The organism is Mycobacterium sp. E3198 (genome assembly GCF_001667015.1).
Taxonomy (GTDB): domain Bacteria; phylum Actinomycetota; class Actinomycetes; order Mycobacteriales; family Mycobacteriaceae; genus Mycobacterium.
The window spans coordinates 1-13,411 of record NZ_LZIS01000176.1 but is presented as its reverse complement, the minus strand read 5'-3'; the positions used below and the strand labels follow the sequence as shown (position 1 = coordinate 13,411).

Genomic DNA, 13,411 nt, shown 5'->3' with positions numbered 1-13,411 from the left:
CGAAGATCGGGTGTAGTCAACTGACTACATGGGCTAGTGTAGTCATATGACTACAACTTCGGCAAGGGCCGGCCGGAAAAATCCCACCGGGCGAGAGGAGGTGGGCGCCGCGATCCTGGAGGCCGCCACCGAGCTGTTCGCCGAGCGGGGCCCGGCGGCGACGTCGATCCGCGACATCGCGGCCCGGTCAAAGGTCAACCACGGGTTGGTGTTTCGGCACTTCGGCACCAAGGACCAGCTCGTCGGCGCCGTGCTCGACCACCTGGGCGCGACCACGACGGCGTTGCTGCAGAGCGACCCGACCGCACCGGAGGCGGAGCGGGCGCTGGACCGGCATTTGCGGGTCATGGCCCGCACGCTGCTCGACGGCTACCCGGCCGGCAAGTTACAGTCGCGGTTCCCCGGCGCCTCGCAGATGTACGAAGACATCCGCCCGATGCACGCCCCCGGCGCCGACGGGGATCTCAGCGCGCGCCTGGCCGTGGCGAACGCCTTTGCGCTGCAGTTTGGTTGGCGGCTGTTCGCCCCTTTTTTGCGCTCGGCGGTCGGTATCGGTGATCTACCGGACGCCGAGTTGCGTGAGGCGATCGCCACCGAAATCTCTCGGGTTCTCCAACCTCACTGAGTGCGGGCCAGCGCGCGCCGGTGCATCGGCTCGCGGCCCGGCGGCTGCTGCGGCGTCGGCAGCAGGGGTTTGCGGATGCGCACGGCGACGGTCGTCGGCGCCTCGGTGTTCAGCGTGAGTTGTTCGCCGGCGTGCCGGATGGTCAGCTCGTGCTCGGGTCCGTCGTGCACCGCGTAGGTGACCTCGGAGTGGTTGACGTCGACCGTGAGCCGAAAGTCGCGCCACCTCAGCCGGAACCGGAGGCGCGAAATGCCATCGGGCAGTAAGGGATCCAACGACAGGATGCCCTCGTCGTCGCGCAGGCCGCCGAAGCCCGCGACCAGCGTCATCCAGGCCCCGGCCAGCGAAGCCATGTGCAATCCGTCGCGGGTGTTGTGGTGCAGGTCGCGCAGGTCGATCAGCGCGGCCTCGTAGGCGTAGTCGTGCGCCAGCTCCAGGTGCCCGACCTCGGCGCACATCACCGCCTGCGTGCAGGCCGACAGCGACGAGTCGCGCACCATCCGCCGCTCGTAGTAGTCGACGTTGCGCGCCTTCTGTTCCGGCGTGAAGGCGTGGCTCTGCCACTGCATGGCCAGCACGAGGTCGGCCTGCTTGATCACCTGGGCGGGGTAGAGGCGCACGTAGGCCTCGTGCAGCAACAGGGGATAGGTGGTGTTCTTTTCGAAGTCCCATTCGGCGAAGGTGGTGAACCCCTCGCACTGCTGGTGGACGCCCAGTTCGGCGTCGTAGGGGATGCTGACGGCGTCGGCCGCGTCGCGCCAAGACGCCGCCTCCTCCGTGGTGACGTCCAGCGCCGCCGCCTCCTCCGGGTGGCGGTTGCAGGCCTCGGCGGCGGTCACCAGGTTGTGCGCGGCCATCAGGTTGGTGAAGACGTTGTCGCGCACGATCGCGGTGTACTCGTCGGGTCCGGTGACCCCGTCGAGGTGCCAGACGCCGTGCCGGTCGTGGTGCCCGAGCGACATCCACAGCCGGGCGGTCTCCACCAGCACCTTGAGGCCGCAGTCCCGCTCCAGGTCGTGGTCGCCGGTGACGGTGCGGTACCGCTCGAATGCCATCGCGATGTCGGCGTTGATGTGCCAGGCCGCGGTGCCGGCCGGCCAGTACGCCGAGCACTCCTGACCGCGGATGGTCCGCCACGGGAAGCTGGCCCCGTCCAGGCCGAGCTCGGCCGCGCGCTCCTTGGCGAGTTCCAGCGTCGACGCCCGCCAGCGCAGCGCGTCGGCGACGGTGTGCGGCGCGGTATAGGTCAGCACCGGCAGCACGTAGGCCTCGGTGTCCCAGAAGGCGTGGCCGTCGTAGCCGGTTCCGGTGAGCCCCTTGGCGGCGATGGCGCGGCGCTCGGCGCGGGCGCTGGCCTGCAGCAGGTGGAACATCCCGAACCGGACGGCCTGCTGGGACTCGGGGTCGCCCTCGACCTCGACGTCCGCGTTCTCCCAGAAGTCGTCGAGGTAGGCCCGCTGCGCGTCCACCAGCCCCTGCCACCCGGTGTAGCGGGCGCTGTGGATCGCGGCGGCGGCCTGGTCGCGCAGCGCGGGCCGCGAGCGCATGCTCGACCAGCCGTACGCGAGGTACTTGACGATGCGCAGCTTCTGGCCCGCGCGCAGCCCGCAGATGACCGTGGTCCGGGCCAGGTCCGGGCGGGCGTCGGTGCTGAACTCGACGCGCCCGGGGACCTCGATCTCGTGATCCATCGCGGCCGACATCATCAGGGCGCTGGCCCGGGTCCGGTGCATGAGAAGCGCTCCGGTCTCGGTGTTTTCGTGGTCGACGGCCTCCAGCGGGTTCTCCAGGATCGCCGACACCCGCGGGTCGTCGGAGGTCTCCGGCTGGTCCTCGTTGGTGACCAGTTCGGACTGCACGGTGATGCGCACGAACTCGTCGACGGCTTCGACGACGTACTCGATGGCGGCGACGCCGCGCTGGGCCAGGGAGACCAGCCGGGTGGACACGACCCGGACCTGCTTGCCGTTGGGCGAGCGCCAGTCCGCGCGGCGGGTCAGGGTGCCGGCGCGCAGGTCGAGCACCCGTTCGTGGGAGAGCAACTCGCCGTAGCGGACGTCGAACGGCTCGTCCTCGACCAGCAGCCGGATGATCTTGCCGTTGGTGACGTCGACGATCGTCTGGCCCGCCTCCGGGTAGCCGAAGCCGGCCTCGGCGTAGGGCAGCGGCCGGATCTCGTAGAAGGAGTTCAGGTAGGTCCCCGGCAGGCCGTGCGGCTCGCCCTCGTCGAGGTTGCCGCGCAGCCCGATGTGGCCATTGGCAAGCGCGAACAGCGACTCCGACTGCGCCAGCAGGTTGAGGTCGAGCCTGGTCTCGCGGACCTGCCACGGTTCGACCGGAAAGGCTTCTTCGGTGATCATGACAGCAGGTCGGCGAGATCGGTGACGACGACGTCGGCGCCGTTGCGGCGCAAGTCGTCGGCCTGGCCCACCCGGTCGACGCCCACCACGTAGCCGAAGTTACCGGCCCGGCCGGCCTGCACGCCCGACAGCGCGTCCTCGAACACGGCCGCCGCGTCGGGGCCGACGTCGAGCAGCTCGGCCCCGCGCAGGTAGGAGTCCGGGGCCGGCTTGCCGGCGATGTGCTCCTCGCGCAGCGTGACGCCGTCCACCCGCTGCTGGACGTACCGGTCCAGACCGGTGATCTCCAGGACGTCGCGGGTGTTGGCGCTCGACGACACCACGGCGATCCCCAGGCCCGCGGCCGAGACCGCCTCCAGGTAGCGCCGCGACCCGTCGAAGACCTCGACGCCGTCGTCGCGCAGGACCTTCTGGAACATGTCGTTCTTGCGGTTGCCCAGCCCGTAGATCGTTTCCCTGTCGCCGGCGTCGTCCGGGTCGCCGTCGGGCAACTCGATTCCGCGGCTGTTCAAAAACGAGCGCACGCCGTCCTCGCGCTTCTTGCCGTCGACATACTTGCGGTAGTCGTCGGCCGGGTCGAAGGGGACGAACTTCTCACCGGTCCGCTCGGCACGTTCGGACAGGTAGGCGTCGAACATGGCCTTCCAGGCCTTGGTGTGCACGCTCGCGGTGTCGGTGAGCACACCGTCGAGGTCGAACAGGCAGGCACGCACCTTCTCCGGCAGACCCAGCGCTGGGCTCACTGCGGACCTCACTCTCTGCTGGCGGGCGATTACTTGGTGCGATACCCACTCCACCATGCCGAGCATGCGTGCCGCCAGCGTTCTATCCCTAGACTGCGGCGATGGACGCCGACTTTGTCGTGGTGGGAACCGGCTCCGCGGGATCGGTGCTGGCCAACCGGCTCGGCGCCGATCCGCCGGCCCGCGTCGTTGTGCTGGAGGCGGGGCCTTTAGACAAGGACAAGTTCGTCCACATCCCGGCGGGATGGCCGAAGCTGTTCCGTGGCCCGCGGGATTGGAATTACCTGACCGAACCCCAGCAAGAACTGGCCGGACGTGAGATCTATTGGCCCAGAGGCAAAATGCTCGGCGGATCGTCGTCGATGAACGCGATGATGTGGGTGCCGGGGTACGCCGCCGATTACGACGACTGGGCCGTCCACGCCGGAAGCCAGTGGTCTTTCGCCAACGTCAAACCGTACTTCGACCGCATCGAGAACGGCCCGCTGCATATCTGTGCCCAGCGCAGCCCGCGGCGCTCGACGGCCGCGTGGTTGGCCGCGGCCGCAGAGTCCGGCTTTCGTGTCGGGCCGCCCACGGACGAACAGCCCGAGGGCTTTTGCGAGGCAAGGGTCACGCAGCGGCGTGGCGCGCGGTGCAGCACCGCCGACGCCTACCTGCGGCCTGCGTTGCGTCGCGGGAACGTGAGCCTCCTGACGGGAGCCATGGCGACGCGGGTGATGATCGAGCGCGGGCGCGCCGTCGGTATCGAGTTCAGCCAGGACGGCCAGCGCCGCGTCGTGGCTGCCCGCCGCGAGGTGGTGCTGTGCGCCGGCGCGGTCAACACCCCGCAACTGCTGATGCTTTCGGGCATCGGCGACCGCGACCAGCTGAGCCGGCACGGCATCGAGGTGATACACCATTCGCCCGAGGTCGGCCAGAACCTGCTCGATCACCTTTTCACTCCGCTCGTGTTCGCCGTGATCGAAGACACCTTGTTTACCGCGGACAAGCCGGCGAATATCGCCAACTACTTCCTGCGCCGCCGCGGCCTGTTGACGTCAAATTGCGCCGAGGCTTACGGCATGATCCGCAGCGACCCGAAACTTCGGCTGCCCGATGTGGAGCTGCTCTTCTCGCCCGGACCGTTCCTCGACGAGGGGTTGGGGGTGATGTCCGGGCACGCGGTGACGATGGGCGCCATCCTGCTCCAGCCGAAGAGCCGCGGGCAGATCACGCTGAGGTCCGCCGACGTCCGGGACAAACCGGTCATCGACCCGCGCTATCTCAGCGACCCCGAAGGTCTTGACCGCGCCACGTTGATGACGGGCCTGCGCGCATGCGCCACGCTCGCCGGCGCCCCGCCGCTGCGCCGGCTCCTCGGCGGTATCGAGCGCCCGCACGACGCTCGGGCACTCGACGAGGAAACCCTCGCACGTGCGCTTGAAATGTGTTCGCACACGCTCTATCACCCGGTGGGCACGGCCCGGATGGGAGTCGACGGGTCCAGTGTGGTGGACCCCGACTTGCGCGTTCGTGGCGTGGCAGGGTTGCGCGTCGCCGACGCGTCGGTGATGCCGACCATCATCCGCGGCCACACGCATGCGCCGTCAGTGCTGATCGGCGAGAAGGCCGCCGACCTGATCCGTCGCTAACGGTTCAGCACGCCCTGGATGGCCCGAAGCCGCCCGTCGCCCAGCGCCGCGGTGAGGTGTTTCACCTTGCGCGGGAAGTCGGCGACGAAGGCGTGCAGGCCCAGCGGGCCGGCGGGCTGGTCCAGCAGCGCCCGCATGAACGCGCCCACGTCGTCGGTGAGATCGTTCCAGCGTTCGACGGCGAACCCGGTTGACTCGACGGCGGCGCGCAATTCGTCGGGCGTGACCAGGTGGCTCTGCGCGGGGCTGTCGGCCCACGGCAGCGGATAGTCGAGCTCGGCCTTGTCGCCGATGGTGATGTCCCACAGGGCAAGCCGCCCGCCATCCTTGAGCACGCGGTGTGCCTCGGTGTAGAGGCGCGCCTTGTCGGCGATGTTCATCTGGACGTGCTGGCTGATCGCGACGTCGAAAACGGCGTCGGGAAAGGGCAGTTCGGTGACGTCGGCCCGATGCACCGAGATGAGGCCGTCGAGGCCGACGAGTCGATTGAGCCAGCGGTTCGTCTCGCAGTATTCGTCGGTGAGGTCGACGGCGGTGACCTCGCAGCCGTAGCGGTCGGCGACGTAGCGGGCGGTGCCGCCGACCCCGCTGCCCGCGTCGAGCACCTGGCTGTCGCCGGTGACCTGCGCCAGGTCCACCAGTTGGGCGGTGGCGATGCGGCCCATGGTGTGGAAGTCCTCCAGCAGCGCCAGGTCGGCGGGTGCGAGGCGGTCGAGGTCCTTGCCGGCGGAGCGCAGCGCCCGCTCGATGTTGTTGCGCGACAAACCGGTCGAATACTGGTCGGTGATCATGTCGCTCATTTCCGCACCCATGCCGTGACGATGGGTGGCATCGTGATGAGGGCGTTGGCCGCGAGCGCCTGCTCGCGGAAGCGCGGCACGAAGTCGTCGATGTCGGCGACCTCGTCGATGGCGAAGCCGCCCTGTTGCGCGATGGGGGAGACCAGCCGCCACACTTCCGCGCCGTAGGCCAGGATGTCGGCGTCGGCCGCCGTGCCGGTCGGGGCGCCGAGGGTCAGCTGCGGCGCGCCGAGGCCGGCGTCGGCGAAGATGGTGTGCAGGGTGGTGCCGAACCGCGCGGACAGACCCATGGCCTCGAAGGCCCGCACGATCCCGGCGATCACCTGACTGAACAGCGGCAGCTCCGGGACGGTGCGTCCCGCGGCGATGTCGTTCTCGGAGAACGCGATCACGCCGCCGGGGCGCACGAACGAGCTGAGCCGGCGCAACGTGGCGGCCGGGTCGGGCAGGTGCATCAGGATCAACCGCCCGACGATCGCGTCGACGGGCTCGTCCAGCTCGATCGCGTCGATCGCGGAATGGACGAAATGCACTGTGGAGAGGCCTTGTTCGGCGGCGCGGGCGCGGGCCAGCTCGACCATCTCGGGCGCGGCGTCCACTCCCACAACGCTGCCCGTGGGGCCGACGAGCCGGGCGGCGACAAACGACACGTTACCGGGTCCGCTCCCGATATCGAGGACCCGCATGCCCGGCTGCAGGCCGGCGAGGCGCAGCGCGTGCTCGGTGTAGTGGTCGTACAGCCGGCCCTGCAGGAGCAGCCGCCGCACCTCGGCGTCGGCGTGCCCCAGGACATAGGTGCTGCCGCTGGCAGCCGGGGTGGTGTTCATCGTGCTATCGCCCTTTCCGGTTCGAAGGTCGCGGTGTGTTCGGTTCGCCACACCGCGGATTGGCCCGAAAAATTCGGGTGTTTGGGCTGCGGGTGCTGTTGGAGCCGGTCGAATTTGTCCAGCCGGCTCATCGGCACCAACCCGGTCAGCAGGAAATCCCACGTTGCGCGCAGGAAATTGGCGGGGGTGCGGCGGGTTTCGGGGCCGTTGACGTAGCGGCGCGCGATCGTCAGGAAGTCTTCGGGCTCGACGCCGGCGACGTCGCGGACGTGCGTCGTCGGGCCGCCCACCTCCCAGGTGCCCAGGGCGTACTCGGGCAGGTAGTGGCGCAGGCCGGACTGGAAGAACGGGTCCGCGCCGAGTCGTTTGGCGTTGACGCGCACGGCGCGCATGAACATCCATGGCGGAAGGTCGATGTGGCGCACCCGCCGGCCCAACGCCGCACCGACGGCGTCGGCGATCTCCGGCCCCGACAACAGCTTTGGCCCCGTCGGGCGGTAGGCGCGGCCATCGTGACGGTGGGGGTCGAGCAGCGCGCCGACGGCCACCCGGGCGATGTCCTCGTTGGAGGGTGGCGCGTTTCGGCCGCCCCCGGTCGGCGTCGGCAAGACGCCCAGCTGGGCCGCCATTCCGATCACCTGCAGGTAGTTGTCGGCGAAGTAGCCCGGGTCGACGGCCACGTGCGCGGTGTCCGGCAGCAGCTCGAACAGCTTGTCGGTCAGCCAGGCCTGCCGCGTCATCAGGGATGGGTGCTCGGGGCTGGCCAGCCATTGCCCGAGCGCCACCACCGCCTCCACACCGGCGCGCCGCGCGGCGACCGCGAACGCGACCGCGCTGTCCAGGGCGTGGGGATGGTAGGGAGGGTTGAAGTACAGCCGGTCGACGCCGTCCATCGCGGCGGAAACCTGGTTGATGTCAAACATATCCGCGACCACGACCTCGGCGCCGAGGTCGCGCAGTCGGGCGCTGCGGGCGTCTTCGCGATGCACCATCGCCCGCGTCGGGACGCCCTTTTCCAGCAGCTGGGCCGCGACCGCGCCGCCGATCTTGCCGGTGGCACCGGTGACCAGTATTCGAGGACTCATCGGATTTCCCTTTCCAGTTGACGTGCCGGCAACAACCAGCCGACGACGATCGCCGCGCCGAGCGCGATGCCGGCGCACACCAGCGAGCTCACCTGCAGGCCGTCCAGGAACGCGTGGTTTACGGCGCTGCGGACGTAGCCTGCCTGTTGCGCGGGCAGCTGCTGGATCACGGTGTGCGCCAACGCCATCGAGCGTTGCATCGCTTCGGCGGGTAATCCAGGCAGGGCCGTCGACGCGAGATGCCCCGAGTACACCGACGCGAAGATGCTGCCGGCGATGGCCACGCCGAGGGTGCCGCCGAGTTCGCGGGTCGTGTCGTTGACGGCCGAGCCGACCCCGGCCTTGTCGGCGGACAGCGATCCCATGATGGCCTCGGTGGCCGGCGAAACGGTCAGGCCGAGGCCGCCGCCGAGCAGCAGCATCTGCACCGCGATCTGGGTATACGGCGTGGCGGCGTCGGCGGTGGACGCCCAGGCCAGCCCGGCGGCGAAGATCGTCAGGCCGGCGGCGACGACGGCGGTGGTGCCGACCCGTTCGACCAGCCGGGGGCCCGCGATGCTGGCCAGCGCGATCGAGGCGGCGACCGGCAGCAAGCGCACGCCGGCCTGAAACGCCGTGTAGTCCTTGATGAATTGGAAGTACTGGGTGATGACGAAGATGAACCCGAACAGGGTGAGGAAGCCGGCGGTCACCGCCAGGCTGCCGCCGGAGAACCGCCGGTTTCCGAACACCGAGACGTCCAGCATCGGGTGGGTGCTGCGCCGCTCCCACGCGGCGAACCCGGCGAGAACGACGACGGCGAGCGCGAACCCGGCCGCGGTCCGGACGTTGGTCCACCCCCACGTCGGCGCCTCGATGACGGTGTAGACGAGCGTCGTGATGCCTGCCGTCGACAGGATCAGGCCACCGACGTCGACGCGGGGCGCCGCCGGGTCGCGCGAGGTCGGGACGAACAGGACGCCGCCGAGGATGGCCAGGGCCGCGACGGGGATGTTCACCATGAAGATCGAGCCCCACCAGAAGTGTTCGAGCAGCCAGCCCCCGCTGATCGGTCCCACGGCCACCCCGACACCCACCATCGCCGCCCACAGGCCGATCGCCTTGGCGCGCGCTACCGGGTCGGTGAAGATGTTGGTGATCAGCCCCAGGGTGGTCGGGAAGATCACCGCCGCGCCCACGCCCATCGCGGCGCGGGCCGCGATCAGCGCGTCGGCCGAATTGACCTGTGCCGCAACGCCGGAGGTCAGCGCGAACAGCGCCAGGCCAAGGCTCAGCGACCCGCGCCTGCCGAACCGGTCGGACAGGCTGCCCGCCGACAGCAGCAGGCCCGCCATCACCAGGGTGTACGCGTCGACGATCCACTGCAGCTGCGCCGTGTCGGCGCCGAGTTCGCGCGACAGGGTGGGCAGCGCGACGTTGACGATTGTGGCGTCGACGCTGATGACGAAGACGCCGAGGCAGATGACGCCCAGCGCGACGAGCGGCCGGTTCCGGAATATCGGGTCGGTAGGCATAGACAAGACGCTAAAGCTGATAGACAAATAAATCAAGTAGTGAGTTGAAAAAGATGTCTACCGCAGGTAGAGTGGCCTGGTGGCTTCCCGCAGGAACTACAACCAGAACTGCCCGATCGCGCGCGGCCTTGACGTCCTCGGCGAGCGGTGGACGCTGCTGATCCTGCGCGAGCTGGTGGGCGGTGCTCGCCGCTACGGCGACCTGCGCGACGCGCTGCCCGGGATTGCGACCAATCTGCTCGCCGAGCGGCTCAAGGAACTGCAGGAAGCGGGGCTTGTCGACCGGACCGATCTGCCCGCCCCGATCGGCCGCACCGTGTACACGCTCAGCGACCTGGGCTGGCAGCGGGTGCTGCCCGTCCTGCGGAGCGTCGCGTGGTTCGGCCTGGACCGGTTGGACCCGATCGGCGACGGCCCGGCTTCACCATTGAACGGGTTTCTGGCCGGATTCCTGCTCGGCTTCGATTCGGCCGGGGCAACCGGCCTGGAGGCGACGATCCGCATCGAAATCGACAGCCGCCGTTTCGAATTCGCGGTGACGCAGGGTCGGCTCGCCGGCGCTCGTGACGAGCCTTCGGTGAAGATCACCGCCAGCGCCGCGGACCTGGTCACCGCGCGCCTCGGCGCGAGCGAGACCAAGCGCGGGGCGGCGCTGCGGCGCATCGACTTCGATGGCGACCCCGGGGCCGTCGGCGCCGTGCGCCGCGCGTTCGCGCTGACCGCTCCCGCCCTGAACAAGGCGCGGTAGGTCAGGCGTTCTCGCTGCGGGCGTGCGCGAGCACCTCGTCCACGGTCCACTGGTCGTTGGCGTGCCGGCCGCGCTTGCACGCCAGGACACGGCCGTCGGCACTGATGAGGAAGTCGGCGGGCAAGCCCAGGTGGCCGCCGGTCGGATGCATGTTCACGTTGCCCACGCCGCCGCGGAGCGCCGACGCCAGCGCGCGGGGGTGCAATACGGAACGCGGCGAGGTGCCGACGCCGAACTCGTCGTAGAGCGCCTTGGTGGGGTCGCCGACGACGGCGAACGGCAGGTCGCCCGCGTAGCGTCGCAACTCCTCGTCGGTCGAGTGGAACACGACGACCTCGCGGACGCCGGCGGCGGCGATCTCGTTGTGTCGGCGCACGATCGACTGCAGGTGCAGGTTGCAGATGGGGCAGCCGGCGAACCGGCGAAGCTGCAGATGGACGAGCCGGTCGGGATCGGGAATCGGGACGGCCTCGCCGGAAACGCTGAGCAGTTCGCGCGGCGCGACGAGCCTCACCAGGACACCGGAAGTTCGACGAGCCCGCCGGCGAGCATGTCGCGGCGGGTGGGAAGCGTGGCCGGATCGACCGTCAGGCGCATGGACGGAAATCGTGGAATGAGCTGTCCGAATACCGTTTTCAGCTCGATGCGCGCCAATGGCGCCCCGATGCAATAGCGCGCACCGTGTCCGAACGTGAGGTGGGCGGCCTCCTTGCGGGTGACGTCTACGCGGTCGGGGCGCGCGAACGCCACGGGGTCGTGGTTGGCCGCTCCGATGTCCAGCAGCACCAGCTCTCCGGCGTGAATGGCGACACCGTCGATGTCGAAGTCGGTGCGCGCATAGCGGGGAATGCCGCCCACCCCGCCGCCGCTCGCCGTCGCCCGCAGCAATTCCTCGACGGCGTGGGGGATCAGCGCGGGATCATCGACGAGCGCCTGCCACTGATCGCGGTTCGCCAGCAAAAGCATTGTCCCGAGCCCGATCTGGACCACCGTGGTCTCGTGCCCGGCGAATAGCAGGAACATCGACATGGTGGCGGCCTCCTCGTCGGAGACCCCGTCGGTCGCGCACAGGCGCGACATCACGTCGTCGCCGGGGTGCGCGCGCTTGCGCTCGACCAACCCGCGGCCGTACTCGAACAGCTCGGCGAGTCCGCGCTCGGAGCGGGCGTGATCACGCACATTGCCGGCGTCCTCGGCCCAGGCGCGAAACTGCTCGCGGTCGGAATAGGGCACGCCGAGTAGCTCGCAGATCACCAGGATGGGCAGCGGCAGCGCCAACCGCGCGTGCAGATCGGCCGGTGGGCCCTGCTCCGCCAGCTCGTCGAGCAGGGTGGTGGTGAGCGCCGCCACCCGGGGTTCCAGCGAGCGCAAGTGCCGGGGCGAGAAGTGCGGTTGCAGCAGCGCCCGCATCCGGGCGTGGTCGGCCGCCTCGGTGTCGAAATCACCCAGCGGGCCACCGAATAGCGCCGAGTCCCCGGTGCGCGCAGCCGTTTCAGGCTCGCGATGGGAGCGACCGAGCCGGTCGTCGTCGAGCAGCCGTCGCACCCGGGAGTAGTCGGTGACCAGCCAGGCCTCGTCACCGACCGGGGTGCGCACTTGTTGAACGGGCAGTCGGGTGGAAGTCATCGCATGTCGCCGCCAAGTAGAGGAAATCTTATACAAGAGTACTTGTATACTCGACTCTAGACAAGAGGAGGTCGGGGTGACGGTTGTCCAATCCGAGCCGACGCGGCGGATGCCCCGCGCCCAACGGCGTGGACAGATCCTCGAGGCCGCCACCCGCGCCTTCGCTCGCGGCGGCTTCGCGAAGACCGGGCTCGATGCCATCGCCGCCGAAGCCGGCGTCACTCCGGTGATCCTGTACCGGCACTTCGCCTCAAAGGCCGACCTGTATCGGGAGGTGATCGAGAGTGCCAACAATCGCCTCCGCGAAGCCACCGGGACAGACGACTTCGACGACGCCACCATTCCCGCTCTCGTACGCGCGGCCGGCGCCGATCCGGACGCCTTCCGGTTGCTGTTCCGGTACGCCGCCCGCGAGCCCGAGTTTCGCGACATGGCCGACAGTCTCTTGGCGGGTTCAACCGAGCTCACCCGCCGCCACCTTTCCGGCATCGGCGAAGATCGATGGCGCAACTGGGCGGCGCGACTGCTGCCCACCATGACGATCGACGCCGTGATCGCCTGGCTGGACGCCGGCCAGCCCGACCCCGATCAAGCCGCCAGCCGAATCCGGAGCATCGTCGACGCCACGATCGCGGCCGCGTCCGCGCAGTGAGAGCGGTCGCCGCCAGCCACTAGACTGACGAGCCGTGGCCGAACCTACTGACCCCGACGTGGTATCCCCTCGTCCCGTGCTGGTGGTGGACTTCGGCGCGCAGTATGCGCAGCTGATCGCCCGTCGGGTCCGCGAGGCGCGCGTCTTTTCCGAGGTCATCCCGCACACCGCCACGGTCGAGGAGATCAAGGCCCGCAATCCGGTGGCGGTCGTGCTCTCGGGGGGCCCGGCCAGCGTCTACACCGAGGGCGCCCCGCAGCTCGACCCGGCGCTGTTCGACCTCGAGGTGCCGGTGTTCGGCATCTGCTACGGGTTTCAGGCCATGGCGCAGGCCCTGGGCGGCACGGTCGCCCACACCGGCACCAGCGAGTACGGCCGCACCGAGCTGAAAGTCCTTGGTGGCGAGCTGCATTCGGGCCTGCCGGACGTCCAGCCGGTGTGGATGAGTCACGGCGACGCGGTCACCGCGGCGCCGGACGGATTCGACGTGGTCGCCTCCAGCGCGGGCGCGGCGGTGGCCGCCTTCGAGAACCGCGGGCGGCGCCTGGCCGGGGTGCAGTACCACCCGGAGGTGATGCACACCCCGCACGGACAGCAGGTGCTCAGCCGGTTCCTGCACGACTTCGCCGGGCTCGGCGCGGACTGGACGGCCGCCAACATCGCCGACGCGCTCGTCGAGCAGGTGCGCGCCCAGATCGGGGACGGCCACGCGATCTGCGGGCTGTCCGGCGGGGTGGATTCGGCGGTGGCCGCCGCGCTGGTGCAGCGCGCCATCGGCGACAGGCTGACGTGTGTCT

13 protein-coding genes are annotated in these 13,411 nt (G+C 69.6%); 5 read left to right on the top strand and 8 right to left on the bottom strand.

Going from position 1 to position 13,411, the window contains the following annotated elements; all coding sequences use genetic code 11:
- The first annotated feature begins 46 nt into the window (after positions 1 to 46).
- Entirely contained in the window at positions 47 to 625 is a 579-nt protein-coding gene (locus A5673_RS19115) for a TetR/AcrR family transcriptional regulator (protein ID WP_068235802.1), read from the top strand.
- Here the strand turns inward: A5673_RS19115 and A5673_RS19110 are convergent.
- A complete protein-coding gene (locus A5673_RS19110; protein WP_068235799.1) occupies positions 619 to 2,985 on the bottom strand; it encodes a glycoside hydrolase family 65 protein in 2,367 nt (788 codons plus the stop codon). The genes A5673_RS19115 and A5673_RS19110 overlap by 7 nt on opposite strands.
- Positions 2,982 to 3,785 carry a beta-phosphoglucomutase family hydrolase gene (locus A5673_RS19105; RefSeq protein ID WP_156748390.1) on the bottom strand — a complete coding sequence of 268 codons (804 nt, stop codon included), beginning with the start codon at positions 3,783 to 3,785 and terminating at the stop codon, positions 2,982 to 2,984. The genes A5673_RS19110 and A5673_RS19105 overlap by 4 nt, the downstream gene beginning before the upstream one ends.
- A gap of 44 nt (positions 3,786 to 3,829) precedes the next feature.
- Between A5673_RS19105 and A5673_RS19100 the strand changes: the two genes are divergently transcribed.
- Positions 3,830 to 5,362 carry a GMC family oxidoreductase gene (locus tag A5673_RS19100; protein WP_068235793.1) on the top strand — a complete coding sequence of 511 codons (1,533 nt, stop codon included), beginning with the start codon at positions 3,830 to 3,832 and terminating at the stop codon, positions 5,360 to 5,362.
- On the opposite strand, the gene A5673_RS19095 is transcribed toward A5673_RS19100, so the two are convergent.
- From A5673_RS19095 to A5673_RS19080, 4 genes are read right to left on the bottom strand one after another with little or no spacing between them, the layout of a single operon-like run.
- Complete coding sequence (locus A5673_RS19095) at positions 5,359 to 6,162, bottom strand: class I SAM-dependent methyltransferase (protein ID WP_068235791.1); 804 nt, start codon at positions 6,160 to 6,162, stop codon at positions 5,359 to 5,361. The genes A5673_RS19100 and A5673_RS19095 overlap by 4 nt on opposite strands.
- Positions 6,159 to 6,989, bottom strand: a complete 831-nt coding sequence (locus A5673_RS19090; RefSeq protein WP_068235790.1) for a class I SAM-dependent methyltransferase — start codon at positions 6,987 to 6,989, stop codon at positions 6,159 to 6,161. Before A5673_RS19090 ends, A5673_RS19095 begins: the two co-directional genes overlap by 4 nt.
- The gene (locus A5673_RS19085) at positions 6,986 to 8,074 is read right to left on the bottom strand and encodes an NmrA family NAD(P)-binding protein (protein ID WP_068235787.1); all 1,089 of its coding nucleotides are present in this window, start codon (positions 8,072 to 8,074) and stop codon (positions 6,986 to 6,988) included. Before A5673_RS19085 ends, A5673_RS19090 begins: the two co-directional genes overlap by 4 nt.
- Positions 8,071 to 9,588: a DHA2 family efflux MFS transporter permease subunit gene (locus A5673_RS19080; RefSeq protein ID WP_068235784.1), complete on the bottom strand. Its 1,518-nt coding sequence runs from the start codon at positions 9,586 to 9,588 to the stop codon at positions 8,071 to 8,073. The genes A5673_RS19085 and A5673_RS19080 overlap by 4 nt, the downstream gene beginning before the upstream one ends.
- Positions 9,589 to 9,667: 79 nt before the next feature.
- Between A5673_RS19080 and A5673_RS19075 the strand changes: the two genes are divergently transcribed.
- On the top strand, positions 9,668 to 10,336 hold the full coding sequence (locus A5673_RS19075) for a helix-turn-helix domain-containing protein (RefSeq protein WP_068235782.1): 669 nt from the start codon (positions 9,668 to 9,670) through the stop codon (positions 10,334 to 10,336).
- A 1-nt stretch (position 10,337) separates the two neighbouring features.
- Here A5673_RS19075 and A5673_RS19070 read toward each other — a convergent pair whose 3' ends face one another.
- The gene (locus tag A5673_RS19070; protein ID WP_068235780.1) at positions 10,338 to 10,850 is read right to left on the bottom strand and encodes a peroxiredoxin-like family protein; all 513 of its coding nucleotides are present in this window, start codon (positions 10,848 to 10,850) and stop codon (positions 10,338 to 10,340) included.
- The gene (locus A5673_RS19065) at positions 10,847 to 11,962 is read right to left on the bottom strand and encodes a cytochrome P450 (protein WP_068235778.1); all 1,116 of its coding nucleotides are present in this window, start codon (positions 11,960 to 11,962) and stop codon (positions 10,847 to 10,849) included. Before A5673_RS19065 ends, A5673_RS19070 begins: the two co-directional genes overlap by 4 nt.
- Before the next feature lie 76 nt (positions 11,963 to 12,038).
- On the opposite strand from A5673_RS19065, the gene A5673_RS19060 reads away from it, so the two are divergent.
- Together A5673_RS19060 and guaA are read left to right on the top strand one after the other, a co-directional pair.
- A complete protein-coding gene (locus tag A5673_RS19060) occupies positions 12,039 to 12,614 on the top strand; it encodes a TetR/AcrR family transcriptional regulator (RefSeq protein WP_231971134.1) in 576 nt (191 codons plus the stop codon).
- A 34-nt stretch (positions 12,615 to 12,648) separates the two neighbouring features.
- Positions 12,649 to 13,411, top strand: a 763-nt coding sequence (gene guaA, locus A5673_RS19055) for a glutamine-hydrolyzing GMP synthase (protein ID WP_156748388.1), incomplete at its 3' end; no start/stop codon positions are given.

Excerpts from the sequence above, each read along its gene's own strand:
- A5673_RS19115 (WP_068235802.1), top strand. The coding sequence starts at position 47 with ATGACTACAACTTCGGCAAGGGCCGGCCGGAAAAATCCCACCGGGCGA.
- A5673_RS19110 (WP_068235799.1), bottom strand. The coding sequence starts at position 2,985 with ATGATCACCGAAGAAGCCTTTCCGGTCGAACCGTGGCAGGTCCGCGAG.
- A5673_RS19105 (WP_156748390.1), bottom strand. The coding sequence starts at position 3,785 with ATGGTGGAGTGGGTATCGCACCAAGTAATCGCCCGCCAGCAGAGAGTG.
- A5673_RS19100 (WP_068235793.1), top strand. The coding sequence starts at position 3,830 with ATGGACGCCGACTTTGTCGTGGTGGGAACCGGCTCCGCGGGATCGGTG.
- A5673_RS19095 (WP_068235791.1), bottom strand. The coding sequence starts at position 6,162 with ATGAGCGACATGATCACCGACCAGTATTCGACCGGTTTGTCGCGCAAC.
- A5673_RS19090 (WP_068235790.1), bottom strand. The coding sequence starts at position 6,989 with ATGAACACCACCCCGGCTGCCAGCGGCAGCACCTATGTCCTGGGGCAC.
- A5673_RS19085 (WP_068235787.1), bottom strand. The coding sequence starts at position 8,074 with ATGAGTCCTCGAATACTGGTCACCGGTGCCACCGGCAAGATCGGCGGC.
- A5673_RS19080 (WP_068235784.1), bottom strand. The coding sequence starts at position 9,588 with ATGCCTACCGACCCGATATTCCGGAACCGGCCGCTCGTCGCGCTGGGC.
- A5673_RS19065 (WP_068235778.1), bottom strand. The coding sequence starts at position 11,962 with ATGACTTCCACCCGACTGCCCGTTCAACAAGTGCGCACCCCGGTCGGT.